This window comes from Pseudomonas sp. DF5 (genome assembly GCF_058148225.1).
This window is the reverse complement of sequence record NZ_JBYVYM010000004.1, coordinates 1-24,799: the sequence shown is the minus strand read 5'-3', so window position 1 is coordinate 24,799 and position 24,799 is coordinate 1. Positions and strand designations below refer to the sequence as shown.

The following is a 24,799-nucleotide window of genomic DNA, read 5'->3' as shown; positions in this document are numbered from 1 at the left end:
GGCCTCGCCAGCCGCTCATTCAACCCAAATCAAATTTCAAAGGAACAAGACAGATGAACGAGTTTCAAGCACCGACAGAGCAACGCGAACCGCTAACCAATGAACTGGAAGGCCTTGAAGTCGCTGGACTTTCAGAGGTTGTGCCGGACAGCAGTGAAACGATCGGCCATTGCGAGAAGAAACAGCAGCTGCTGAACGAGATCGAAAAACTGAAAGTCGAGCGGGATAAATACCTGAATGAAGCTGAACACCTGTATGCCGAGATAGCTCCACTGGAAGCGCTATTGGAGGGCGACGAGGTCATGGATACAGATCGAGCATATGAAATACGGAAACAGTACAACACCCTGAAAATCCCTTACGACTCTCGAATGCATCACGCCAGCATCATGAGCAATAAGATTGCTCGACGCGAGAATCTCGCCAATCACGAAACCTTGATTGCCGGTTACACCGACTCGATGGCGAATTGGAAAGCAGACGAGCAAGAACTCAACGAAAAACGGGATAGCCTCCATGCCCGTTTGGAACAGATCCGGCAGCAAGCAGCCGACGACATGGCGAAAGCACGGCAAGCCGAAACCGATGCCGCAACCGCTTATGCACAAGCCGTGGCATGGGGCGACACCGAGGGCGAAAAGAACGCCAACGCAGAAGCACAGAAGGCTGCGAAAAACCTCGCGACCGCGACCGAGCACAATCGTCGTCAACACCTAATCATGACCGCACTGGAGCACGAGCTGGCCACCGTCGACCAATACATCGCCGAGGCTCAAAAGGAACATAAAGCCATCGAAAGAAAAGCACTGTATCTGGCGCGGACGGTTTTGGAGGAACAGTGGAATGAAAAAGCTCAAGCGTTGCTGGACATGGGAGGGAAGCTCTGGACCGCCATTGACTTGGTTGGCGGCGATCAAATTAGTCTGAGGAAACTGGTGCTTCCTGAAGAAGGTGAAAGATTCGGTAACTGGACTAGCAGTGATTTGGCGGAGCGTTCTCGCAAGTACACCCTGCAAGATGTTCTGTCGTTGTAACCCGCCGAGCCATCCGAAACAGCCTACAAACGTAGGCTGTTTAAAACTCCATCAGGACAAAGATAATGATCACTCCAATACAAAGCAGTGCCAACTGGACCGACACCTTGAAGGCGCGCAAGAACCACTTAACCGCGCTGATGAAAGTCGTGGACATCAAAACTGACAAGGCCTCGAAGGTTCAAACACTAACGGTCAACTTGATCAAGAACGAAATGAGCTTCATTGAAGACCAGTTAAAGGCTCGAAAGTAAGCTGAACTCCATGCTGTAATACAATCCAGATAGACATCTTCAAAACACAAAACAGGAAATGTTCATGTCAAAACTTGCCGAATACCGTCAGCTAGAAAAACACTTGGCCGAACAGCTTCAGGCATTGGAAACACTGAGGGACAACTCCGCGCTGAAGAAAGAGATCGAGTTCGAAACCAAGCTGCGTGGGCTGCTGGATCAATATGGTTTCAGCCTGAAACACATCATCAATTTGCTAGATCCGCAAGGCGGCAAGCGCGCCCAGGCTTCCCCTGCGACACCGGGTACTCTTAAACCTCGCCAACTCAAGACTTACAAAAATCCTCATACTGGTGAAGTCGTGGAGACCAAAGGCGGTAATCACAAGACACTAAAAGAATGGAAAATCAAGCACGGCTCCACCGAGGTGGAAAGCTGGTTGAAAATGTAACCACGATCCATCAGAAAGGGCCAAAGGGCCCTTTCTGATGGATTATCGTAGGACAGACATGCACCTGCCTAATACTTCTTCATTGCCTATGATCACAACATTCAACCTTTTCCTAGCGCGGGTAATGTTCTGGAAAAGCATTTTGGTCATATTATAATAGGCCGACCCCCTATAATATAACCCACCATCTGCACCATACGAAAAATACTGATCGATTGGTATCGCAACACCGTCAAACTCTTGCCCGATAACCCGATGCGATGTCTTTTTGGCGACGGCACAATACTTTTCGTGATGTTCATTTCCGTATTGAGACGGAGTAAAGCGCAGCACTTCCCACCTACTCTCTTCCAATGTATCAAGATAGTATTTTGCATCCTCTAAATTATTAAAATAGCTAAGCTCGATATTGTTTGTACCTGACAACGGGATATTTCTTCCACTATTAAAAAGAACCCTTATGAAGTTTGCAATTTCTTTGTTTGTACGAATTTTTTCGGACAACTTGTATACCACCAGATTTCTTATACTACTTATTGATGCATCTATATCGCTTCTCTCTTCCCAACTAGCTAACGTCTGAAGCTTGTCATAAGAGAAAATACAGCTTCCGTTCGAAGCCTGAACCTTATCTACAATATCCTTTAACTGATGAGGGCGAACACGCTGAGCCTCATCAACGATAACCAAATCATATTTCGCCAAATCATAAGACAAGTAGCTTTTTATGGGAATAATATCCCAGCCCGCTCCCCTTAACGCAATCTGCCCATCATTTAACTGCCCACAATGGATAATAAGATTAGTTTTCTTAATTTTCGTAAGTTGTTTCGAAATATCATATACAAGCAGAGTCTTGCCAGTACCAGCACTGCCTATCACAGAAATAAATCTCACCATTTTCGGAAGAGTTAAATACTGTATAATTCGGCTCCTAATCTCCTCCTGCTGATGAGTTAAAAAATACTCATCACGCAAAAACTTCTGAGTAGAGTTGAAAGGTGAAACCAAGTAATCAGATGGATCAAAAAGATCATCAACAACTTCTTCGTGGCTTATTTCCTGAGAAACAAGCAAATCTCTCAAAAAACCAAAATCGACCTTTACTAGGCAGCCGTCCTCCTGTAGATAATAGAGTGTCATCACATCCGAAACATAGGTAAAACAATATACATATCTACCAACACAGGACAAATAATATCTATTTCGCACCAACTGATCTTTTATTTTTTCTTCTGGGCAGGTTTTTTTAAGTTCAACATTAATAATTTTATCCCTCCCGAATCTTAATAAGTCGAACTCCTTACCTATTTGGGGAATTTGATAACCAACGTAAAACGCAGAAAAAACACTAGCATTATCTGATAAATCATACAATCCGCCAACTAGCCCTTTCAGATCTTCGATTTCTGCTGGCTTTATTTTTATATCATAATGAGTTAAAAACTGATTAAACACAGGAGACGCCAGTGAAGTATTAGCTTGAACTAAAGACAGGATGTTTATGTTTTTCACATCATACCCCAAAATTCCATTAAAAATTTAATTCCACTTTCTTAACCTGACGAACATGGCCATTCAAGGTCAGGGGCGGGATACCATTAAACTGCCCTAAAGCGCCCCTATCGTAGAAACAATTAAATCAAGAACAACTCAACTTCTTATTTTCTCCAACGCTCAATGACCTGAGCAAAGACAACATCGCGCCATGGCGTTTTCCATTCACTATGAACCTTGACGCTTTGTGAATGTGGTTCTGGAACCGGTAGCGGCATCTTAATCACAGCTGGTAGCAACACGGCGTCACCGACCACAACGCACTCGCCAGGAGCTAGGTTAGGAAGGATCTCTGTGATCGCATTGGCGTTATCGGGGAATAGCCGTCGCACATAGGTCTGATCTGCGTCGTTCGTCAGGCGCAAGGAAATGAAGTTGTTGCACTGAGCGAATATTGTTTCCGATACTTCCGAGGGTCGTTGGCTAACCACCATCAGGCTCAAGCCGTATTTCCGCCCTTCCTTTGCGATGCGTTCGATAGATTTTCGGGATGCGCGATAGGCTGCATGACCGTCTCGCGGTACATAGTTGTGAGCCTCTTCGCACACGAGCATGACAGGGATGTCATTGAGCTTGTCTTCAGCATGCTGCAGTTTGGAATAATGAAAGCAAAAGTCAAAGATAAGGCGAGAGATCAGGCTAACCGTGACGCTAAGAACTTCGAACGGAACTCCGCTCAAGTCCACAATGGTAACGTTCGCCTTATGGAGGTAGCCGATGAATTGCTTCATCAACGCCTCAAAGTCATCAGTAACATGCGCCTGCCCATCAGTTTTCTTTGAATTCAAGAGAAACCGGAGGCGCTTGTCAGCCAATTTCGCCTCCAACCGCGAAACGAACCTATTGAACTCTCCGTTGAATGGCCCATTGGTCGCCTTGGTCGCTGCCGCAGCCGAGTTGGCTGCAAAATCGTGGATTTTTTCGAAATAAATTCTCCGGTCAGACACCAAATCACCATTGGCTAGCTTAGGTTTGTCTTCTCCAGGCAACCGACCAATGACCTCTCGATTCAGATTCTCGATAAAGTTGTAAACCTCCTTAATCGCGAAATAAACTGGGGTATCATAAGTCACTTCCGGAACATCTGGATTGTGCATCTCCTTGTTCAAAACAACAGCATGCTTAAATTGACTAACTTGGTTGTGAGAGTTGGATTCGTTACTCTCGATAAACATGCTTTCGAGCTCCTCCGAATTCATCAACCAGTAGGGAAGCTGAAGACAATCTATATCTAGACGACTCAGAGTAAAAGACTCTTCCGCATGCAAAGTAAATGCAGCGGTATATTCATCGTGAATATCAAATATAACCACGTGCGAGTTATTCTGCACATCCTTATTACTGTTCTTACGATTAGATATGCCCACTATACCCTGTAGCACGCTCGCTACAGTGCATGATTTACCAGAGCCTGTTGAGCCCACAACAGCAATATGCTTACTGAAGAATCTATTGCCGTTGATCATAAGATCAATGGCTTTATTCATTGATAGTTTGCCAAGAGGAAAGTCGTGATCGCCATCTGCCGAAAATATCTTGTCTAAAGTATCGCTTTCCGCAATGAATGCATGTTCGGTTGGTACCGGCAAGAGGAGACTACTACGATCAAACGTTTTGTCATCTACCAGGGTTCCTATCGCCTGGCACTCAATCTGGAAGCTCCAGGTCGGCTTTCCGTCTGGAGTGGTAGTGTTTGTGCCTTTGATGTTTCGGATGGTGGCAATCGTGAAATCATGGTTGCCTTGTGCAATCTTCAGAAAGCGGCCTACTTGAAGCCCTTCCTTATTTTTTTCGAAGGCTTCGAGACTATCCACCGCAACGATGACGGCTTCTGGTGCACACGAAAGCACAGCTCCAATTTTAATAGGCATTACTCATCCCCATCATATATTTGATTTCATCAAATTTTTCGGCACCTAAAACTTCAAGATTTACATCCTGAAGGTCTAGACTTGTAACATCTCCATCTCCAATTACAAAAAAATCATCCGCCTTAATTTTAAGCTGAAGTTTTTTGTAATCATCCCAACGAACAAACCGCAGAACAAACTCTTTTTTATCCTTTAGAACCATCGGCTCACGAAAAAAACTGATCTCGGAAAATGCCTTTACTGGTCGCCCGAGGTTTGGCACCACATCCTTCCCGATTAATCGTTCCGCAATTTCATCAAATAAATTTTGAGGAACGTCCAGCGCAAAAAGAGGTGTGTGTGCATGCACCTGTTTAAAATGGTACTTATCAATAAATGACTTTATAAACAGGACAATCTGCTCATCGAATTGATCTAGGAATACAGGAAATACAACAAAGAAGCGCAGACGAACGTTTGCACTCAAATTTTCTTTTAGCTGTTTACGTCGTGTCTCCAAAATTTTCTGTCGCGTCTTTAACGCAAGCGTCCATTGAGAAACCGCAGTAGATCTAATCCGGCGTAATGCCTCCAAAAAATCTCTCTTGGTGATTTTTCTAAGCTTTTCCTGATGTTTGATACTTAGATCAGCAATAATTTGAATAGCGTTTGGATAAAAAAGTGTTTCAACTTCACCCTCATTGAAACCAAGAGCCTTAAGCAGCTTTGCATTTTCCCCCACCAAATCGTCGTACTTTGGTGTTACCGTAATTGCAAATACTTTCAGGAATTCATCAACATCAACACCAGCAACCTCTGCAACCAAAGTTTTTAAGTCTTTATTTCTAGAGCTGAGCGCAGCTTTCAACTCTACAGCGGAGATGACGACTACTGGATTATTTGGAAAGTGTGCAAATAGATGATATTTTATTTTCGCGACTGGATTAGACTTAAAGTGTTTCATCATCTGAAGCAAAGGATCATACAGAATACTCGGCGAATACTTATCCTGAGTCTCGTGATATTTACACTGAATCGCCTTGGTACCCGAAAATGTTGCTACTTCAATATCTTCGACAATACCTTCGATAGTAACTTCCGCCTCGTCCGCCGCCTTTAGTAGTTCAGCGAGCGTCTGATTAAATTGGTACAAGAACCCTTGTATTGTGTAGTCGGCCGAACGTCCCATTTTGACCTCTGCAATTTTTTCTACGTCGTTAAATTCGGGAGGCCGGCCTCGCTGAGCACTGCTCGAAGGATGTTGCGCTCCTCGCTGTAGGTCCAGGCACTTGGATGATGAATTGCAATGTGCCGCGCTGACTCATCCCAGGACGCATACCAATCATCTTTTACAGCGATGAATACTGGGGGGCGGCCATCGAACTGGTCGCTGGTAATGTCAATAACTACACCGTCGAGCTCAAGCCACGCATGGGAGCCGCCGCCACGCTCGCCGCACACGTATTCAACCCGCAAACCTAGCTGGGTATTGAGATAGTCCCCAAGCAGCTCCGAAACGACACCACAACAGCCCCGGGGGAATGTCTGCAGGTGTGTCGGGAGCTGGCCTCGTAATTTTTGTGCTTCAAGCCCTTTACGAAAAGAATAAGTGACGACAGTAAAATCCAATATTTCCTCCTCGCTTTCTGATGCGCCCTACGTTCTGTATCGACCCCAGCTTAGTAGACGCTTTGAATGTCTGCTTTTTTGGCCGATAGCTACTTGTCACAAAAGGGAGCTGCTAGCTGCTGGCTGCTGGCTGCTAGCCTGCTGGCCGCACTAGAAGGGCTACTGATAATGCTACTGGGCAGATGACGATCCGAAGGGCCTACATCAAAGCGCTCATTCATTCTTCTAAAGCGTTACACCTGTTAGCCTAGTAACACTCCCTACCGCTGACGCACAACGACAGTGTTACTCAACAAATATTCAATAAATACAGTCAGTTAGATAACACCGTTACACCAGTAACATGGGTAACACAGCTTTTAGAGGGAAACGTCCCCCCCACTCCCCGGAAGCATCATTCCCTCCAGCGAATGTCACGTGCATGGTCGAAAGTACGCCGGGGTCCCTGAGGAGTTCATTAGGACACGGGGTCGGAAACCCGCGGGACTGTGCTAGCGAAAAGGTACCCATCTTAGTGAACAGGTGAACCGGGTGAACTCACAGTTCACCAGTGCAATAGGGTAATTACACAGACTTGCCCACCCATTTGCATTCGACCTGACCAGTCATTTGCATCGGATTTGACCAGTACGAGCTCGACATGACCGGCAGAGAACGACCCAAAGCGGACGGTCAAAGTGAACGCGTGCGCATTGCTTTGACGATCCGTCATCGGCCTTTCAAACGCTTTATTCCATTGGGCACCTCATCCCCAAGTTTCTTTGAGTACAGTTCGAAACAGTTCCGAAAGTAATGGCTCAACGTCTTTGCGCTCGGTGCGTATCGGCTTAATGGACTCAAGTCGATTCAGTTCACGCTCAATGAATTGTTGAATGGGAGTGATCTGAGGTGATAACCCCATCTCCGGAGACGCGCGCTTGATCGCAAGCAATTCATCAATGGCCTGCTGGAGCCCGGACTCTCGCTCGATGACACCGCGCAGCTTCTCAAACTCTATGGGGGCAGGTGTACCAAACTGCTCAAGCCACCGCACCGATAACAGCGGGCGCAGAACGTAGAAGTATTTTTTCAGCGGTACCTGAGGGGCCTGCAAATATCCCCTATAGTTGGTTTTGGCCATGCTGCGATAGTGGTAGATGCCACTCTCCACCGAATACACCTGCGGCAATAACTCCTTTGCCCGCTCGTGGAAACAGCCAGCATGCTCGTAAATGATGGTCGACTGTATCCACTCCACAAAGCCTGGATTGGACTTCCAAAATAGCCTGAGTGCCTTACGTAGATCCCAGCCATTGATATCCATGTCGTCAATGATCGGATACTCGATGACGTCGCGTTGCTCCTCGAGGCCGACAGAGAGATACCACTCGGGTTTATTTACGTAGATGAAGCGTGCGTCGTAGTCGCTGTTGGGAGAGGCAAATCCCCAGGCACGACTGCCAGACTCAATAGCTAAAAGAACTTTCACGTCATGCTCGTTCTCAGCACGACGTAGCCGGTCTCGAACCTCTTCTTGAACAACGATAGAAACCATGAGCCAACTCTAATTAGACGATGTTTCGAGTGCACGCTACTCATCCCGCGGTAGACTGTCCAGCGTCCTCTACTGGCCGTTCTCTGCCGATCAGCAACACAAAGGGGCATCTTTACCATCGCGGTAACGATGCCACTTTTTCGTCAGGATCCTTTCAATTTCAACGTTGAAATTTCAGTAAGGTGGGATGTCTGTCGCTAGCAAGATGTCGCGGGTTTCCGACCCCGTATAAGACCGAAATCCTCAGGGGCCCCCGGCAGTTCCAAGGTCAAATTCCTTGCCCTGCCCACGGGAAAGGAACTACGGCCTTACCTCATCACCTTATTCCAATCGATCTCGTGTCCAGCTTCCTGAAGCTCCCGACCCAGAGCTTGCTGCCAGTTGCCATCCATCGACTCATACACCACCCCGGCATAATCACTCGGTATTTCCAACGCCCCTCGTTTAAGCGCGCAGACTTTTCCTCGTCCAAGTCGACCGATGAAATATCCAAGCTCCAGGATCACATTTTGCCGTGCACGTGGCTCAGGGGTTCCCCCACGAACGCAACCCTCATCATCAGGAGTAAGTAGCACCACTGCAAAACCCACATCGCCGTATGCCTCTACCTTCTCAATGACCGTTCGTCCTTGATTAGCTTGCTCATGCAAGATGACTGCTTCAAACCCAATTCTTTCTAGAAACCGAGCAACCATTTCGCGTGAACCATCATCATGGCCATGAACCACGAAAACGCGACGCGAAAGCGCATCAGGACCAGCCACTGTGGAAATCGTGATCTCAGATTCGTGCTCAACGTCTGCGAGATCCTCTCTCAATGTCCGCTGAGCTTGATTTAAGAGAGCGATAGCTGTCTTGATGTGCTTCTCAATGGGTCCGATGTAATTCGGTGAGGCGTCCCCCGCCCAAAACCTTGGGTAGTACGTGAGTTGAGCAGCACCTTGAAAATGATTGTAGGTGGATGTGTTTTCGCCAAAGCATCGTGCCAGTGTGTCCTTGACGGCCACCTCCAGCCCTTCAAGCTCGGGCGTATTACCGCGACGAACTGTGTTCACATCAAATGCTTCAAGCTCATCGATTCGATCTTGGAGTCGATCGATTCCTCGCTCAATATTTTGACGGGACAGTTGAGGCTTTGTAGCAGTTGGCATCGCTGGGGGCTTAGCTCGAGCCATCGAAGACATACTCCTTTAAGTGGTGAAGGCATTATTCCATAATGGGAAATGAGCCAGCATCCATCAGGCTGTATCCCTGCATGTATCCCTGACCATAAAATCTTGCTACAAGCCACGGCTTATATGGCGCCCTACAGTCTCCCTCGGGCACCAAAATTAAGAAAGGTCTTGCTTTGCAAGGCCTTTTTTTTCGTCTGTAGAAAAGCCATTGTCCGCACCGCTGTCGTGTAGGGGCCGCCGAAGGTTGCGATCTTTTGATCTTGCTTCTCTTACGCACGTCCCGCACCGGTGGAACATTTCACAAGGATTCCCACCATGGAATTGCAGCTGGAAACTGTTGCCCTCTTCTCTCTCAAACTGGCTTATGAGACGGAAGATTCAAGTCCGATTTTGCGTGACGATCTGGTTATGGGTGACTACCAGCGGGATGTGTTTGAGTTGCTGGTGCGGCGGGGGGATGTTGAGGCGATTCAGGTGAAGGTGGATGAGTGTGTGGGGTTGGCGTTGGAAGCTATCGGCGGCGTGGATAAGCCGTTGGGGCGGGAGTTGCAGAGGTTGGCGGGTGAATTTGCCGGTATTCAGACGATGGGGCAGCTTGATGGTCCGCTCGTTGCGCTCAAAGATTATCTGAAAGATATTCAATGAATGAAGGCGGGCGGCCTAAAAAGCGGGAATGCCGATAGACGGGCCAAAGACTGGTCGCCACGTCTTATCCAATAATAAGTCCAATAATAAATCCATGCCCTTTCCCCGAAGGTTGACGGCGGACTTCAGCACCGCCAGGACGATGGAGAAGCCTCATACACAGCGCATAGCGCGCAAGGATTATTTGAAGGACATTCAGAGAGTGATCAGGCTGTACAACGGGATACACCCTTATGCCTGCTGACTCTCGCGGACAGATCGAGCGCAAAGAGATTCCCGATCAATCCATAATGAAAGCCTAGCCCGCCTCTGATATCTCCATAGGCATGACATAAAAAGGCATCCTAAAACGCGTATTCATCAAGGGCAAGCTACCCTCCAATGGATGACTATAGCTATAATAGAAACCACTTATTCCGGCTAAAAAACCATGAATATCGAACAGAAAAAACTGATCATCAGCTACATAAAAAAGCATGACAAGAACGGCGAGCTAGTAAAGTCTATCACACCCAACAAAGACTTTATTGGCGGCACAATAGAATACAACGAATCCAAAGTCGTACTACATCGAAGCATATCTTTCTTGGGCGACGAGGAATATGTCCGCGCCTATTTGGTAGTAAGACTAACCAAAGAGTTAGGATATAACTCTCGAGAAAGAATTATCGAGCTCGAAAAAAACTATAGCATAGGCCGCCCAAATAGAAAATCAGCTCGGATTGATATACTTGTTCGCTACCCTTCAGACTGGCCTACAAACGACAGGAATAATACATTCTTGTTCATCGAATGCAAATCACCAGAAAAATATGAGACAGACAAAGATTTCCTGAAAGGACAAATTTTCGATCTATCAAAACAGGAAACACCCACACCAGAACTAGCAATATATTATACGATTACTGGCACAAATAATAACCTGCTAGACAAATGCACGATAATCAACCTCAATGAATACTCCTCTTGGGATATATGGGATAAAGCCGGTCAGGCCGCAAACTCCATAATACCTGATAAATTTAACACACCTAAAAACATCCAATACGCCAACATTGACACCCCAAACAAGGATCAACGAAACTTAAGAACAGACGTAACTAAACTTGAGTTTGACAGACTCCGAAAGGAACTTCATGATGTTATATGGGGTGGCGGCGGCACCAACAACAATGATGTTTTTGTCATCCTTGTCAGACTTTTTTTATGCCGCGTATTCGATGAATTAGAAACCCCCCCCAATAGCAAATATCGTTTTCAAAGAGCGGCATACTCCAATGGGTTGGTAGAAAGCCCTGAGGAGGTCGTACTTAAAATGAGCCAATTATTCAGAGAGGCTGCACAAACCTATCTGGGTTATACAAAATCAGAAATCGACGAAACGACACCATTTGAAGCAAAAAAAATATCAGCTGCAAAAGTTGCATTTATAGTTGAACAACTTCAAGACAAATCTTTAACCAAAAATACACATAGAGGGGATGGCGACTTACTCGGAGACTTTTTTGAAGGAATTGTCTCTCAAGATTTCACGCAAACGAAAGGTCAATTTTTTACACATACAAACCTTATAAAATTCTGCTTAGAACTTTGCAATTTCAAAGACGAAGTCTATAACACCTTTTTGACTGAGCGAGACATTCAAGGGCGACCAAGAATCCCAAAAATTATCGATCCCTCATGTGGGTCTGGAGCTTTCTTGATTGCAGCTATGAAAGAAGGAACGAAGGCCTTATCCCCACTGAGGTCTGTTGGTGTACTACCAAAGAGGCTTAAAGAATATGCTTCAATTTGGTTTGGTGAAGACAGTCAAAATAGCTGGGCTAGAGAGTTTCTATACGGAATTGAGCCCAACTCCGATCTTGGACTCGCCTCAAAAGTCAACATGATACTTCATGGAGATGGCAGCACTAATATTTTTGTTAAAAGCGGCCTCGAAGCATTCAGTGAATATACTTTAGATGACCGCTCTCATGGGCTTGCTATCAACAAACGAAAAGAACCAGACTCCCCATATAAACGTTTGTGCAACGAAGAGTTTGATTTTGTTTTCACTAATCCACCATTCTCCATATCTTTAAGTGGAGACGAAAAAAAACAACTAAATAGAGACTTCATTCTCGGCAGCGACAGCGCGAGCGAAAATCTGTTTATTGAACGTTGGTATCAGCTACTAAAGCCTGGCGGAAAATTCGTAGCTGTAATTCCAGAAACCATACTAGACTCCTCTAGCAGCTCGGACATTCGACTATTTTTATTCAATTACTTCAAAATTAGGGCCGTGATTTCTCTGCCATACGTCGCTTTTAAACCGTTCACCAGCACAAAGACTTGCATCTTATTTGCGGAGAAAAAAACTGACGAGCAAGCACAAAACTGGTCATCAGCCTGGAATCAATATGAAAAAGAGCATAAACGCTTAGTAAAAGATGCAAAATCCGATAACGAAAAAAATAAAAAATCAGCTCAACAGAGACTATTAGATACAAATAGCGAAATCGATGGCGAATTGTCACCAGAACACACTAACAATTTAGAGCAGGCAATTAAGGATAGCAGTTCCTGGATATTCAGAAGAACTGTATCGGACGCTAAAATTGAGAATTATGAGATCTTCTTTGCGGAACCACTTCATGTGGGATACAGACGCAGAAAGGGGCTTCCTGATCTTGAACAACCTAATGATCTGTTCGCTGACGAAAATCGTGAGAGCGTACTGCAAAACTATAAAAGCGGCTCCCATGAAAGCTTAAGGTTTGGATTTAAAGCTCAATTACTTGATTTAGCAATCAGACCTAGCCTTCGCGCCGACCCGAAATACGTACACCTATGGGTCAAACGAAATGGCGAAGCCTTTAATAGTTCTTCACCGCAAATAAAAATTAGAGACCTCTTAATACCTTTTAAGCCTAACAAATTACCAAAAGGCCCGCTCCAATCACCGCGAAAACTTATAGACCTAGCCAATGTAGAGTCTAAAATGTCTATTGTATCTGGCGCGGATGAAGTTGATGAGTTAGGGTCAGATAAAATTGAGTTCTCGGATTCTGATATCGCAATCTCGAAACTAGAGCCATACCTAGGGAAAGTCGTCGTGAATATCCCTGAAGAGGAGTGGATCGGTAGCCCTGAGTGGTTGACCTACAAAGCGTCACCAAAAGTCTACAGCTTAGATTATATCCGCTTTCTATTGTTAACACCTGAGATGCTAGAGGTTTATCGCTGCTTGCAATCAGGAAAAAGACATGCCCGCCTATCTGAAGTCGATTTTCTATCATTATCTATTCCAGTAGCAGATAAATCACAACAGAACAAAGTAGCAAAAAAATGCCAAGAAAAAATGAATTTAATACTAACAAAAAGAGATGAAATCTCGTCACTCAGAAAAGAAATTGATGACATAGCGACTATTCACGACTAGTTTAAACCACAAGAAAAAAAAGCGTTGGAAGCAGATCACATCTATCATTTACAAATGATAGATGTGATCTGCTTCCAACGTTATTTCTTCGACATGCATTGCTATAGATAACACCAGGATCATAGTTTAGAACAGCTTTTTTACTTGTTATTCAGCAAGAAGCTTGACGTTGGGGCTTTCGAAGGTTGCAGGAAAAGGGTCTGCACGATACCCTCCCACCGTCGCTGCAAATTCAGCGACCGGGTGTGAGAGCCCGCAACAATCAAGGCGCAAAGCGCCCCAAAACCAATCGTGGCGTTTTTTTCGTCTGCGATATGGCTTTATGGCGGCTGTGCGTGGGAGACCTTCGGGTCTACCGGTTGCCTTGATTGCCGGTTTCTCACCCCGCGCACGGCTGTCACCCAAGCTCGTGAGAAGGCTCGTGGCAGCTCCTCAAATCAAGGATGTTGACCATGACCAAGATAAATCCGTTTGAAATTTGGCTTTCCCCTCTAGGCAATTCCCAATCGCGTAACACCCTCCCTCATTGCCTCTCCATCATCGGAGGTGGTCAATGACCGATCAATCAGACCTCAAAACCATCGGCCTAACCCCCGCCATCTACTGCTCCGATCAACCCCTCTTCCACGTCTCTCACGGCGTCCCCCTCGGCGATGCATTAGCCATGGCTTCTGATTTTCTGTTTCTCGCCAAGAAGCTGACCGAAGATGCCGCCTACGCCAGAGATACCGACCGCCATGCTTGGACCGCGCATTACTTGACCGCGATGAGTAAGGCGGTGGTTGATGATGCGGTGAAGGTGCTTGCGCGGGATCGAGATTCTGCGCAAGCACCTGAGCGGGCGGCGACATCTGAAGGGTAGTGGCTGGAGAATGGCGGGATGGTTTTGATGCCGGTGGGTGACCGGTATGACGCCTGTGGGAGTGAGCTGCTTGGGATGGTGGCCGGGCATCAGTATTGATGTTGGCTGAGCTGGCGCTTTCGCGAGCAAGCTTCGCTCCTACAGGGGTTGCGGTTGTCTGACAGGGATTGTTAGCCCCGAGCTTTTCGGGGCTTTTAGTTGATCAGATCAAAGCGGGGCTTTTTATCCAGCGTGAATGTTTATAGGGCCTTTGGTTTACAGCGCAATAAATCAACGCATCTGCTCCCTGGAATTGCCCACGGATCTGATGCTGTTTCTCACCCGTAATGCTTGCTATACATCCTCCATCGACAAGCCCTCAAAGCATTGAGCCAGTGCGTGAGCGCCCCACGCCCCGCTCATCTAGACTTAATGGATAGTCGTAGGCAGAACCGAACACGTCGCTTTGGTGCGGATGATTCAAAGGCGGCGTGGCAAGCTGCGTGATATGCCTGAAGAGGTGCGGCAAAGACCGCGCCGGGCACAACAAGATGCCCACTCAGGGTGCCCTGGCCAACGGTCTGAAAATGCCACGAAACCGTGACGTGGTGTGAACGCCGCAGCCGACACTTTCGGACGACCGACAACCGCCTGGTTTGTCCGTGACCGTGAGGAATGCTGTATGTCTGATGAGATGTTGCACCTGCCTATGGTCAACAGCCTGCTGGAGCGCCACAAGGGTTTACCCGGCGCATTGTTACCGATCCTTCATGATATTCAGGAGGGCATCGGTTATATCCCCGATGCCGCCGTTCCCGAGATTGCCCACGCCCTCAACCTGAGTCAGGCCGAGGTTCGCGGGGTGATCAGCTTCTACCATGACTTCCGCACCGCGCCTCCTGCCCGACATATCCTGCGTCTGTGCCGGGCCGAGTCCTGCCAGAGCCGTGGCGCCGAGCAGCTCGCGGCGCAATTGCGCGACCGCCTGCAACTGGACGACCACGGCAGCAGTGCCGACGGCAACATCAGTCTGCGCCCGGTGTATTGCCTCGGCGCCTGCGCCTGCTCACCTGCCCTGGAGCTGGATGGTCAGGTGCATGCGCGGCTCACTGCCGAACGCCTGGATGCCCTGCTCAACGCTTGCCAGGAGGACGCATGATGCCGACGCTTTATCTGCCCTGTGATTCTCTTGCCCGTGCCGTAGGCGCCGATGAGGTGGCCGTGGCCCTGACCACTCAGGCCCGGGAGCGCGGTCTGTCGTTGGACTTGCAACGCACCAGCTCGCGCGGCCTGTACTGGCTGGAACCGCTACTGGAAATGGACAGCCCGCAAGGTCGTATCGGCTTCGGCCCGCTGACCGCTGCCGATGTGCCGTCCGTGCTCGATGCGCTGCAAGGCGAGCCGTCCGCTCATCCGTTGGCCTTGGGGCTGGTGGAGGAGTTGTCTTATCTGAAAACCCAACAACGCCTGTTGTTCGCCCGCGCCGGCATTACCCGGCCGCTGTCGTTGGAGGATTACCGGGCTCATGGCGGCTTCGAGGGCTTGACCCAGGCCATCGCTCTGGGCGGCGAGCAGACCGCGACTGCAGTATTCGATTCCGGCCTGCGTGGCCGTGGCGGCGCGGCTTTCCCGGCCGGGATCAAATGGCGCACGGTGCGCGCTACCCAAGCGACGCAGAAATACATTGTGTGCAACGCCGACGAAGGCGACTCCGGCACCTTTGCCGACCGCATGTTGATGGAAGGCGACCCCTTCCTGCTGATCGAAGGCATGGCCATTGCCGGCATCACCGTCGGCGCCAGCTACGGCTACATCTATGTGCGCTCGGAATATCCACAGGCCGTGGCCACCCTGCGCGAGGCGCTGGACATCGCCCGGGCCGCCGGTTACCTCGGCGCCAATGTCGGCGGCAGCGGATTGGCCTTCGACATGGAAGTGCGGGTCGGTGCCGGCGCTTACATCTGCGGTGAGGAAACCGCACTGCTGGACTCCCTCGAAGGCAAGCGCGGGATCGTCCGCGCCAAGCCGCCGATCCCGGCCTTGCAGGGCCTGTTCGGCCTGCCGACCCTGGTGCACAACGTGCTGACCCTGGCCTCGGTGCCAATGATTATGGCCAAGGGCGCGCAGTTCTATCGCGACTACGGCATGGGCCGTTCCCTGGGCACCATGCCCTTCCAGCTGGCGGGCAATATTCGTCACGGCGGTTTGGTGGAACGGGCCTTTGGCCTGACCCTGCGCGAATTGGTGGAAGACTACGGCGGCGGGACCGCCAGTGGCCGGCCGCTGAAGGCCGCGCAGGTTGGCGGCCCTCTCGGCGCCTGGGTGCCGCCGTCGCAATTCGATACGCCGCTGGATTACGAAGCCTTCGCCGCCATGGGCGCGATGCTCGGCCACGGTGGTGTGGTGGTGGCAGATGACACGTTGGACATGGCCCACATGGCGCGCTTCGCCATGCAGTTCTGCGCCGAAGAATCCTGTGGCAAATGCACACCGTGCCGTATCGGCTCGACCCGGGGCGTTGAGGTGATAGACCGCCTGCTGGCCGCGCCTGACCAGAGCGGTCGCGATGAACAGGCGATCATCCTCAAGGACCTGTGCGACACAATGCAATACGGTTCGCTGTGCGCGTTGGGCGGCATGACCTCTTATCCGGTCGTCAGCGCCCTCAAGCACTTCCCCGCCGACTTCGGTCTGCAAGCCTCGGAGGCCGAGCAATGATTACTGTATTCGACCCGAAAACCGATATGGATCTGGGTACCCCGGCCCGCGAAAGCCAGGTGCAAGTCACCCTGAACATCGACGGCCAAAGCATCAGCGTGCCCGAAGGCACCTCGGTGATGCGCGCTGCCGCGTTACTGGGCACCACCATCCCCAAACTGTGTGCCACCGACAGCCTGGAAGCCTTCGGCTCCTGCCGCATGTGCCTGGTGGAGATCGACGGCATGCGCGGCTACCCCGCATCCTGCACCACGCCGGTCAGCGAAGGCATGACCGTGCACACCCAGACGCCGAAGCTCGCGACCCTGCGCCGCAACGTCATGGAGCTGTACATCTCCGATCACCCGCTGGATTGCCTGACCTGCTCGGCCAACGGCAACTGCGAGCTGCAAACCGTCGCCGGCCAGGTCGGCCTGCGGGAAGTGCGTTACGGATATGAGGGCGAGAACCATCTGGACGACGTGAAGGACACGTCCAACCCGTACTTCGACTACGACCCGAGCAAGTGCATCGTCTGCAACCGCTGTGTGCGCGCCTGCGAAGAGACCCAGGGTACGTTTGCCCTGACCATTACCGGGCGCGGGTTCGAATCCCGGGTCGCGGCCGCCGGTGGCGAGGACTTCCTCGACTCGGAATGCGTGTCCTGCGGCGCCTGTGTGCAAGCCTGCCCGACCGCGACACTGATGGAAAAAAGTGTGGTCGAACTGGGTCAGCCCGAACATAGCGTCATCACCACCTGCGCCTATTGCGGTGTGGGCTGTTCGTTCCGCGCCGAGATGAAAGGCGACCAACTGGTGCGCATGGTTCCAGACAAGAACGGCCAGGCCAACCACGGCCACTCCTGCGTCAAGGGGCGCTTTGCCTGGGGCTACGCGACCCACCCGGATCGCATCACCAAGCCGATGATCCGCAAGTCCATTAACGACCCTTGGCAGGAAGTCAGCTGGGATGAAGCGGTGACTTACGCCGCCAGCGAATTCCGCCGGTTGCAGCAAAAATACGGCCGCGATTCCATTGGTGGCATCACCTCCAGCCGCTGCACCAATGAAGAAACCTACCTGGTGCAAAAACTGGTGCGCGCCGCGTTCGGCAACAACAACGTCGACACCTGTGCGCGGGTCTGCCACTCACCGACCGGCTATGGCCTGAAACAAACCCTGGGCGAGTCCGCCGGCACACAGAGTTTCGACTCGGTGATGCAGGCTGACGTGATCCTGGTGATGGGCGCCAACCCCAGCGACGCTCACCCGGTGTTCGCCTCCCAGCTCAAGCGCCGTCTGCGTGAAGGCGCGCGACTGATCGTCATCGACCCACGCCGTATTGACCTGGTGGACACGGTGCATGCTCGCGCCGAACTGCACCTGGCCCTGCGTCCGGGCACCAACGTCGCCATGCTCAACGCCCTGGCCCACGTCATCGTCACCGAAGGCTTGCTCAACCAGGCCTTTATTGACGCCCGTTGCGAGGGCAACGATTTCGCTCACTGGAAAGAGTTCGTCAGCCGAGCGGAAAACTCGCCGGAAGCCCTTGGCCCTGTCTGCGGCGTAGAACCTGCCGATATCCGTGCCGCTGCACGCTTGTATGCCACCGGCGGTAACGCGGCGATCTATTACGGCCTGGGCGTCACCGAGCACAGCCAGGGCAGTACCGCGGTCATGGGCATTGCCAACCTGGCCATGGCCACCGGCAACATCGGTCGCGAAGGCGTGGGCGTGAACCCGTTGCGTGGGCAGAACAACGTTCAGGGCTCCTGCGACATGGGCTCCTTCCCCCACGAACTACCCGGTTACCGTCACGTCTCCAACGAGGTGGTACGGACGCAGTTCGAACAGGCCTGGAATGTTACCCTGCAACCCGATCCGGGCCTGCGCATTCCCAACATGTTCGAGTCTGCACTGGCCGGCAGCTTCAAGGGCCTGTACTGCCAGGGCGAAGACATCGCCCAGAGCGACCCCAACACCCAACACGTCACCGCGGCGCTGTCGGCCATGGAATGCATCGTGGTGCAGGACATTTTCCTCAACGAAACCGCCAAGTTCGCCCATGTGTTCCTGCCGGGCGCCTCGTTCCTGGAAAAAGACGGCACCTTCACCAACGCCGAGCGGCGCATCTCCCGGGTACGCAAGGTCATGGAGCCTCTGGGCGGCAAGGCCGACTGGGAAGGCACCGTGGCTCTGGCTAACGCCCTGGGCTATCCGATGAATTACAAGCATCCATCGGAAATCATGGATGAGATCGCCAGCCTGACGCCGACCTTCACCAACGTCAGCTACGCCGCACTGGATAGTCACGGCAGCCTGCAATGGCCATGCAACGCCGCGGCACCAGACGGCACGCCAACCATGCACATTGAGGAATTCGTGCGTGGCAAGGGGCGCTTCATGCTCACCGGCTACGTGCCGACCGAGGAGAAGGTCAACAGTCGCTATCCGCTACTACTGACCACCGGGCGCATCCTCAGCCAGTACAACGTCGGCGCCCAGACCCGCCGCACTGAAAACGTCGCCTGGCACGACGAAGACCGCCTGGAAATCCACCCGACCGACGCCGAGAGCCGTGGGATCAACGAAGGCGATTGGGTCGGCATCGGCAGCCGCGCCGGCCAGACCGTACTGCGGGCACGAGTCACCGAACGGGTTGCCCCAGGCGTGGTGTACACCACCTTCCACTTCCCTGAGTCGGGTGCCAACGTGATCACCACCGACAACTCCGACTGGGCTACCAACTGTCCGGAGTACAAGGTCACCGCCGTGGAGGTCAGCCGCGTCTATCACCCTTCCGAGTGGCAAAAACGCTATCAGGCATTCAGCGACGAACAACAACGCCTGCTCAACGAACGTCGCCATGAACGCGGCGCCGGGACAAAAGCCGAGGTACGCCGATGAGTACGGAAAACCTGATCAAGATGGTCAACCAGATCGCCCAATACTTTGCCAGCGAACCGGATCAGCAACAGGCCGTGCTCGGCGTGCGCAATCATCTGCAGATGTACTGGACGCCCGGCATGCGCAAGGAGTTGCTGGCCTGGCAGACGGCGCATCAGGGAGCAGACTTGCACCCGCTGGCGCAGGCAGCGGTCAGTGGGGCGGGCTGGGAGGCTTAGGTTTACACGATCCTTGGGGAAGATTGCCCCTTGGCCTGTTGGCTGAAAACTGTGGCGAGGGAGCAAGCTCCCTCGCCACATGTGAGCATGTGTTGCGAGTCTTTCGGGACTAATGCACCGGCAACACCACCAACGCCTCCAAACCGCCCATCGACCGATTACTCAGGGTCAGCTCACCTCCGTGTTCCAGCACAATCGCTCGCGCCGCCGATAACCCCAAACCAACACCCCCGGTGCTTTTGTTGCGCGAGCCTTCCATGCGAAAGAACGGTGCGAACACTTGTTCAAGGCAGGCATCTGGAATACCCGGTCCACGGTCCAGTATTTTGATCCGCACCTCTCCAGTACCGGGAATCAGTTCAATCTCCGGCTCACTACCGTACTTAATGGCGTTATCAAGCAAGTTGGTGATCACCCGTTTGAGCCCCAACGGTCGACCAAAATACACCAGCCGCAGCGGCCCGCTGAAGGCAATCTCGATACGCTGATCGCGGTAATCATCGAGCAGGGTTTGCAGCAGTTCCGCCAGATCAAACTGGGTGGCCGGTTCAAGCCTGGCGTCGTCGCGGAAGAATTCCAGCGCCGAGTTGATCATCGCCTGCATTTCATCCACGTCACGAAACAGCCGCTGCTGTTGCTCGGTATCTTCGATGAACTCGCCACGCAGGCGCATCCGCGTCAGAGGGGCGCGCAGGTCGTGAGAGATGGCGGCAAGCATTTGCGTGCGGTCGCGAATGAAGTGCTGCAACTGGGCCTGCATGGCATTGAACGCGAGAATCGCCTGACGGATTTCGTGGGGACCGAGTGGTTCGATCGGCGGTGCGCGGAAGTCCACGCCGAAGCGGCGGGCGCCTTCGGCAAAGCGCTGCAAAGGTGTGGCGAGGCGCCGGGTGGCGATCAGCGCGACCAGGGCGGTGGAGATCAGCACCAGCAGGATCACGATCAGGTAGCGTGGCGTTTCGTCGAGCCCCCAACTGCGCGAGGGCGCGGAGAACATCAGCCACGATGCGTCGGACAACTCGATCAGCAGCGCGTAATGTGCGTCCGCCGTATGCTCCTTCCAGTCGGCCGGTTCATAGGCTTCGATGCGCCGGTCAGGGGCTCTGAGCATCGGCTGCAGGATGCTCGACCCGATGTCGGACTTCGGATCTTCCACTGTTGGCAGATTGAGATCGTGCCGATCAGGGTGCCAAGTGATTGTGAAGCCGCTCTCGTTGGCGGCTTGCGCCAATGAGGGGCGCAGAGCCGTCGGAGCGGCCTCGATGACACGGGTGATGGCGGCGGCTTTTTCCAGCAGGCCGATTTCGGTCAGCGGCGGACGCGCCCACACGCCGGCCAGTTGGATAAATAATCCGTTGAGCGCCAGTGAAATGAGCATGGCCAGAATGATCGTCAACGCGATCCAGCGCGCCACCGTATCTTGCGGCCAGTCCCGCTTCAGCCAGCTCATCGCCGCGTCACGCTGGGCGTGAACAGGTAACCACCATTGCGCACGGTGCGAATCATTGCCGGGCGCTTGGTATCGGACTCGAGCTTGCGGCGCAAGCGGCTGACTTGAACGTCGATGCTGCGATCGAACGCTTCATGGCAATGCCCGCGCGCCAGGTCCAGCAACTGCTCGCGGGTGAGAATGCGCTGCGGGTGCTCGACGAAGACCAACAGCAAGTCAAACTCACCGGCCGATAGGGGGATCATCACGTTGTCCGGCGAGCGCAACTCACGGCGAGTGACGTCCAGGTGCCAGTCAGCGAAATCAATCAGCGGCCGTGGCCGTTCCTGCGGCACCGGACGACGCTCGTCCACACGCCGCAACACAGCGCGCACTCTGGCCAGCAGTTCACGGGCATCGAAGGGTTTGGTCAGATAATCATCGGCGCCCAGCTCCAGCCCGACCACCCGGTCACTGAGCTCGCTCATGGCCGTAAGCATGATCACCGGCATTGCATATCGAATCCGCAGTTGCTGACACAGGATCAGCCCGCTGTCGCCGGGCAACATCACGTCCAGAATGATCAGGTCCGGTGCCTGGCGCTCTATGGCCGCCCACAGCGACGCACCGTCTGTGGCGACCTCGACACTGTAGCCGTGCTGCACGAAGAATTTTTTCAGTAGATCGAGGACTTCAAGATCGTCGTCCACAATTAAAAGGCTGTTCACCGAAGGTCACTTAAGGGGGCGAATGGAACCGCCATCTAAAACCATTCAAGGCAGCGAGTCATATATTTCAATCTTGCAACAAAACGTCATCGCCGCAATAAACCAGACATCTTCTCGCAAGGCATGGGGCTCAGTATCTCGGCGAATTCCTCCCGAGCCCCCTCCATGATGCCTTTCAAGTGTGCTCCCCGGCTGGCCCGTAATACTTCGATTGCTGTGCTGACCGCTGGGTTGACGGGTTGCAGCAGCCAACCGCCGTCTACCACCAACGTGAGCTGCGCCGACGTCGCCTATTCGGTGTACGACCCGGCGGAGCCATTCAATCGCGGGGTCTTCGCGTTTAACCGGGTGCTCGATGACTACGCTCTGGCGCCGGTCGCTCGCGGCTATCGTTACATGCCGGACTTTTTCCAGACCGGTGTGCATAATTTTGTGGCGAACTTCGGCGAGCCCAAGGTCTTTATCAATGACCTGCTGCAAGGCAACCCGATGCGCTCAGTCAATACCATGGGGCGTTTCGTGCTCAACACCACAGTCGGGGTGGTGGGTTTGATCGACGTTTCCGGCATGGCCGAAATCCCGCGTCACAATGCGGACTTCGGCCAAACCTTCGGCGTGTGGGGCATCGGCAACGGTCCGATCGTCGAGCTGCCATTGCTTGGAACCTCCAACAGTCGCGACGCCGCCGGCCGCGTGCTCGACTTTGTGATCGATCCGTTCGGCAGTAACAGCGATACCGTGGATACGCTGTCCACTATCAGCACTGTCGGCGGCATCATCGATGGTCGGGCAGAAGCCTTACCACTGACCGACAGCCTGCAAAAACTGCCGGACTACTACAGCGCTCTGCGTAACGTGGTTGCCGAGCGTCGTGCCGCTTACGTAGCCGATGGCAAACAAGGCTCGCCAGAGCACACCACCCCACAGTGCACAGGAGCAGCGGCCGATGGGTTCTGAAAGCAATAGCCTGACTCTGCAGAAACGGGTAATCCAGCAAGATCCAGCCAATCTGCATTGTCGGGAAATCACCCTGCGCCTGTCAGCGGACTGTCGCCAACTGGTGCTCAGTCGCTACACCGAACACTACGGCCAGGCAGTGGTGCGTTGGATCGAGCGTAGCCATACGGTGTCAGTAGCCGAACTGTTGCGCTGGCTCGTGGCCAATGGCGAGGTGGAGGTCACGCGAGCTGATAGTCAGTCACTGTCTTGATTTCAGGGGGATGATACGGAGGATGGTAGTCTTCCGGTCGTCATCCCCTGCGAAGCCTACAGCGAAACTGAGAGAAATCTGTCTGCCCTCGCATAGTTACTGCCGCCCTTACCAGCAATCAGGCTCGCACATAGACCCAAGCGCTGATGCCGGACTTGAGGGTCACACTGATGCGTTTGTAGTCCGCCACCTCGTATTCGTCGGCCGCGACCAGCTCTTGGGCCGTGATTTCGAAAACAGTGCCGGCGATCTCGTCCGACACGTCGCCACTCTCCTGCACGATCGGATGATGGGTTTTCCCACTAGCGGCCAACACCGCCGGATCGATTATCTCGACCAGGTTCTGCTTGTAACCTGGCAGGCTGTCCAGGCGCCCTTTCAACTCGCGCCCGAAGGTGGACAGCTGAACGGCCCGGTCCTGCAAAGTACCGTAGGAGAACAGCAGAACCGGTTGCTCTGTTTGGTTTGGCATGAGGTTTCCTTGATCAGATAAGCAAGTCTTCGTAGAACGCTCCGAAAGGGCGCTCAGGGTGGGCGATCTGGATTTCCAGAATCCACAGGCCGGTTGTCGGGCACTTGTCTAAATCCCCGAGGTCGCCACCACGGTGAATCGCATGAGGGAAATCGCTGACTCTATGGCCTTTGATGTCGAGGTTGAGCTTCCATCCCATGGCTTGCGCCTGGTCAGCCGCATAGCGGTAAAGCTCCATGCCGGAAACCCGCTCGCTACGCCAAAAGCCGTCGACCCGATTGAAAAGCTCCCGAGAGGCCGCAGCACAGGCGATCATTTCCGGGTCGGAACCGGTGGTGAAAGTCGCCCCTGCATCACCTTCGTGCCCTTGCCAGACCGCGCCCATGTCGACGAAAAAAATATCTTCGTCACCCAGCACAGGATCGCCATCGGAGCGCTGTTTGAACGTCTTGAGCGTATTGGCGCCAAAGCGGATCAGCAGCGGGTGCCAGATGCGATCCATGCCAAGTTCCGACAGAACCTGTTTACCCAGTGACTGGGCTTTGGACTCGCGCATGCCGGGAGAAACAACCCGGGCAATCTGTTCGATGGCCTTCCAGGTCATCTGCTGCGCATGGCGCATCGTTTCCAGCGTGTAACGCTCGCCTACTGCTTCTTTACCGCTCAGAGCCGTTGTCATCGATCATTCCTTTTGTACGAATTCTCGCTGTATATTTTTATATATTGCGATACTCGATAAAAAAGATATAGCCATGATCCAGGCTAAAGA

22 protein-coding genes are annotated in these 24,799 nt (G+C 52.3%); 12 read left to right on the top strand and 10 right to left on the bottom strand.

All coding sequences use genetic code 11. The annotated features are described in order from the left end of the window. The first annotated feature begins 53 nt into the window (after positions 1–53). The 3 genes from AC30D7_RS05005 to AC30D7_RS04995 all read left to right on the top strand — a co-directional run bounded on the left by AC30D7_RS05005 (position 54) and on the right by AC30D7_RS04995 (position 1,718). Positions 54–1,034 (top strand): chromosome segregation protein SMC, encoded by a 981-nt coding sequence (locus AC30D7_RS05005; protein WP_490133299.1) that lies wholly within the window; start codon positions 54–56, stop codon positions 1,032–1,034. A 65-nt stretch (positions 1,035–1,099) separates the two neighbouring features. Continuing rightward, on the top strand, positions 1,100–1,288 hold the full coding sequence (locus tag AC30D7_RS05000) for a hypothetical protein (protein ID WP_490133298.1): 189 nt from the start codon (positions 1,100–1,102) through the stop codon (positions 1,286–1,288). Between the two features lie 64 nt (positions 1,289–1,352). Beyond that, positions 1,353–1,718 carry a histone-like nucleoid-structuring protein, MvaT/MvaU family gene (locus AC30D7_RS04995; protein ID WP_490133297.1) on the top strand — a complete coding sequence of 122 codons (366 nt, stop codon included), beginning with the start codon at positions 1,353–1,355 and terminating at the stop codon, positions 1,716–1,718. A 42-nt stretch (positions 1,719–1,760) separates the two neighbouring features. On the opposite strand, the gene AC30D7_RS04990 is transcribed toward AC30D7_RS04995, so the two are convergent. The 6 genes from AC30D7_RS04990 to AC30D7_RS04965 form a co-directional block, all read right to left on the bottom strand. Beyond that, complete coding sequence (locus AC30D7_RS04990) at positions 1,761–3,233, bottom strand: DNA/RNA helicase domain-containing protein (RefSeq protein ID WP_490133296.1); 1,473 nt, start codon at positions 3,231–3,233, stop codon at positions 1,761–1,763. Positions 3,234–3,379: 146 nt separating this feature from the next. Next, complete coding sequence (locus tag AC30D7_RS04985; protein WP_490133295.1) at positions 3,380–5,146, bottom strand: ATP-binding protein; 1,767 nt, start codon at positions 5,144–5,146, stop codon at positions 3,380–3,382. Beyond that, a complete protein-coding gene (locus tag AC30D7_RS04980) occupies positions 5,136–6,314 on the bottom strand; it encodes a hypothetical protein (protein WP_490133294.1) in 1,179 nt (392 codons plus the stop codon). Before AC30D7_RS04980 ends, AC30D7_RS04985 begins: the two co-directional genes overlap by 11 nt. A 20-nt stretch (positions 6,315–6,334) precedes the next feature. Continuing rightward, positions 6,335–6,754: a hypothetical protein gene (locus AC30D7_RS04975; RefSeq protein ID WP_490133293.1), complete on the bottom strand. Its 420-nt coding sequence runs from the start codon at positions 6,752–6,754 to the stop codon at positions 6,335–6,337. 745 nt (positions 6,755–7,499) lie between these two features. Further along, positions 7,500–8,288 carry a nucleotidyltransferase domain-containing protein gene (locus AC30D7_RS04970; protein WP_010457953.1) on the bottom strand — a complete coding sequence of 263 codons (789 nt, stop codon included), beginning with the start codon at positions 8,286–8,288 and terminating at the stop codon, positions 7,500–7,502. 308 nt (positions 8,289–8,596) lie between these two features. After that, on the bottom strand, positions 8,597–9,463 hold the full coding sequence (locus AC30D7_RS04965; protein WP_490133292.1) for a TIR domain-containing protein: 867 nt from the start codon (positions 9,461–9,463) through the stop codon (positions 8,597–8,599). A 315-nt stretch (positions 9,464–9,778) separates the two neighbouring features. Between AC30D7_RS04965 and AC30D7_RS04960 the strand changes: the two genes are divergently transcribed. From AC30D7_RS04960 to AC30D7_RS04930, 7 genes are all read left to right on the top strand, one after another. Then, complete coding sequence (locus tag AC30D7_RS04960) at positions 9,779–10,108, top strand: hypothetical protein (protein WP_490133291.1); 330 nt, start codon at positions 9,779–9,781, stop codon at positions 10,106–10,108. Positions 10,109–10,538: 430 nt separating this feature from the next. Further along, positions 10,539–13,529, top strand: a complete 2,991-nt coding sequence (locus AC30D7_RS04955; RefSeq protein ID WP_490133290.1) for an N-6 DNA methylase — start codon at positions 10,539–10,541, stop codon at positions 13,527–13,529. A 553-nt stretch (positions 13,530–14,082) separates the two neighbouring features. After that, positions 14,083–14,391 (top strand): DUF3077 domain-containing protein, encoded by a 309-nt coding sequence (locus tag AC30D7_RS04950; protein WP_490133289.1) that lies wholly within the window; start codon positions 14,083–14,085, stop codon positions 14,389–14,391. A 661-nt stretch (positions 14,392–15,052) separates the two neighbouring features. Next, positions 15,053–15,529: a formate dehydrogenase subunit gamma gene (locus AC30D7_RS04945; RefSeq protein WP_477747242.1), complete on the top strand. Its 477-nt coding sequence runs from the start codon at positions 15,053–15,055 to the stop codon at positions 15,527–15,529. Further along, on the top strand, positions 15,526–17,088 hold the full coding sequence (locus AC30D7_RS04940) for a formate dehydrogenase beta subunit (RefSeq protein ID WP_490133288.1): 1,563 nt from the start codon (positions 15,526–15,528) through the stop codon (positions 17,086–17,088). The genes AC30D7_RS04945 and AC30D7_RS04940 overlap by 4 nt, the downstream gene beginning before the upstream one ends. After that, positions 17,085–19,973 carry a formate dehydrogenase subunit alpha gene (gene fdhF / locus AC30D7_RS04935; protein ID WP_490133287.1) on the top strand — a complete coding sequence of 963 codons (2,889 nt, stop codon included), beginning with the start codon at positions 17,085–17,087 and terminating at the stop codon, positions 19,971–19,973. Before AC30D7_RS04940 ends, fdhF begins: the two co-directional genes overlap by 4 nt. After that, positions 19,970–20,191, top strand: a complete 222-nt coding sequence (locus AC30D7_RS04930) for a formate dehydrogenase subunit delta (RefSeq protein ID WP_019581641.1) — start codon at positions 19,970–19,972, stop codon at positions 20,189–20,191. Before fdhF ends, AC30D7_RS04930 begins: the two co-directional genes overlap by 4 nt. A gap of 109 nt (positions 20,192–20,300) precedes the next feature. Here the strand turns inward: AC30D7_RS04930 and AC30D7_RS04925 are convergent, their stop codons facing one another. Continuing rightward, positions 20,301–21,641, bottom strand: a complete 1,341-nt coding sequence (locus tag AC30D7_RS04925) for an ATP-binding protein (RefSeq protein ID WP_490133286.1) — start codon at positions 21,639–21,641, stop codon at positions 20,301–20,303. After that, positions 21,638–22,348, bottom strand: a complete 711-nt coding sequence (locus tag AC30D7_RS04920; protein WP_028939511.1) for a response regulator — start codon at positions 22,346–22,348, stop codon at positions 21,638–21,640. Before AC30D7_RS04920 ends, AC30D7_RS04925 begins: the two co-directional genes overlap by 4 nt. A gap of 165 nt (positions 22,349–22,513) precedes the next feature. Here AC30D7_RS04920 and AC30D7_RS04915 point away from each other — a divergent pair, with 165 nt between their 5' ends. After that, on the top strand, positions 22,514–23,305 hold the full coding sequence (locus AC30D7_RS04915) for an MlaA family lipoprotein (RefSeq protein ID WP_490133285.1): 792 nt from the start codon (positions 22,514–22,516) through the stop codon (positions 23,303–23,305). After that, complete coding sequence (locus AC30D7_RS04910; RefSeq protein ID WP_019581645.1) at positions 23,295–23,558, top strand: hypothetical protein; 264 nt, start codon at positions 23,295–23,297, stop codon at positions 23,556–23,558. Before AC30D7_RS04915 ends, AC30D7_RS04910 begins: the two co-directional genes overlap by 11 nt. A gap of 118 nt (positions 23,559–23,676) precedes the next feature. Here AC30D7_RS04910 and AC30D7_RS04905 read toward each other — a convergent pair whose 3' ends face one another. Next, positions 23,677–24,030, bottom strand: a complete 354-nt coding sequence (locus tag AC30D7_RS04905; protein ID WP_019581646.1) for a gamma-glutamylcyclotransferase family protein — start codon at positions 24,028–24,030, stop codon at positions 23,677–23,679. Between the two features lie 13 nt (positions 24,031–24,043). Then, the gene (locus AC30D7_RS04900) at positions 24,044–24,709 is read right to left on the bottom strand and encodes a M24 family metallopeptidase (RefSeq protein WP_490133284.1); all 666 of its coding nucleotides are present in this window, start codon (positions 24,707–24,709) and stop codon (positions 24,044–24,046) included. Positions 24,710–24,799: the final 90 nt, after the last annotated feature.

Bases quoted from the DNA above. Each gene is read 5' to 3' on its own strand.
- AC30D7_RS04995 (WP_490133297.1), top strand. From the start codon at position 1,353: ATGTCAAAACTTGCCGAATACCGTCAGCTAGAAAAACACTTGGCCGAA.
- AC30D7_RS04905 (WP_019581646.1), bottom strand. From the start codon at position 24,030: ATGCCAAACCAAACAGAGCAACCGGTTCTGCTGTTCTCCTACGGTACT.
- AC30D7_RS04940 (WP_490133288.1), top strand. From the start codon at position 15,526: ATGATGCCGACGCTTTATCTGCCCTGTGATTCTCTTGCCCGTGCCGTA.
- AC30D7_RS04915 (WP_490133285.1), top strand. From the start codon at position 22,514: ATGATGCCTTTCAAGTGTGCTCCCCGGCTGGCCCGTAATACTTCGATT.
- AC30D7_RS04900 (WP_490133284.1), bottom strand. From the start codon at position 24,709: ATGACAACGGCTCTGAGCGGTAAAGAAGCAGTAGGCGAGCGTTACACG.
- fdhF (WP_490133287.1), top strand. From the start codon at position 17,085: ATGATTACTGTATTCGACCCGAAAACCGATATGGATCTGGGTACCCCG.
- AC30D7_RS04930 (WP_019581641.1), top strand. From the start codon at position 19,970: ATGAGTACGGAAAACCTGATCAAGATGGTCAACCAGATCGCCCAATAC.
- AC30D7_RS04960 (WP_490133291.1), top strand. From the start codon at position 9,779: ATGGAATTGCAGCTGGAAACTGTTGCCCTCTTCTCTCTCAAACTGGCT.
- AC30D7_RS04980 (WP_490133294.1), bottom strand. From the start codon at position 6,314: ATGGGACGTTCGGCCGACTACACAATACAAGGGTTCTTGTACCAATTT.
- AC30D7_RS04950 (WP_490133289.1), top strand. From the start codon at position 14,083: ATGACCGATCAATCAGACCTCAAAACCATCGGCCTAACCCCCGCCATC.
- AC30D7_RS04945 (WP_477747242.1), top strand. From the start codon at position 15,053: ATGTCTGATGAGATGTTGCACCTGCCTATGGTCAACAGCCTGCTGGAG.
- AC30D7_RS04955 (WP_490133290.1), top strand. From the start codon at position 10,539: ATGAATATCGAACAGAAAAAACTGATCATCAGCTACATAAAAAAGCAT.
- AC30D7_RS05000 (WP_490133298.1), top strand. From the start codon at position 1,100: ATGATCACTCCAATACAAAGCAGTGCCAACTGGACCGACACCTTGAAG.
- AC30D7_RS05005 (WP_490133299.1), top strand. From the start codon at position 54: ATGAACGAGTTTCAAGCACCGACAGAGCAACGCGAACCGCTAACCAAT.
- AC30D7_RS04925 (WP_490133286.1), bottom strand. From the start codon at position 21,641: ATGAGCTGGCTGAAGCGGGACTGGCCGCAAGATACGGTGGCGCGCTGG.
- AC30D7_RS04910 (WP_019581645.1), top strand. From the start codon at position 23,295: ATGGGTTCTGAAAGCAATAGCCTGACTCTGCAGAAACGGGTAATCCAG.
- AC30D7_RS04985 (WP_490133295.1), bottom strand. From the start codon at position 5,146: ATGCCTATTAAAATTGGAGCTGTGCTTTCGTGTGCACCAGAAGCCGTC.
- AC30D7_RS04970 (WP_010457953.1), bottom strand. From the start codon at position 8,288: ATGGTTTCTATCGTTGTTCAAGAAGAGGTTCGAGACCGGCTACGTCGT.
- AC30D7_RS04965 (WP_490133292.1), bottom strand. From the start codon at position 9,463: ATGGCTCGAGCTAAGCCCCCAGCGATGCCAACTGCTACAAAGCCTCAA.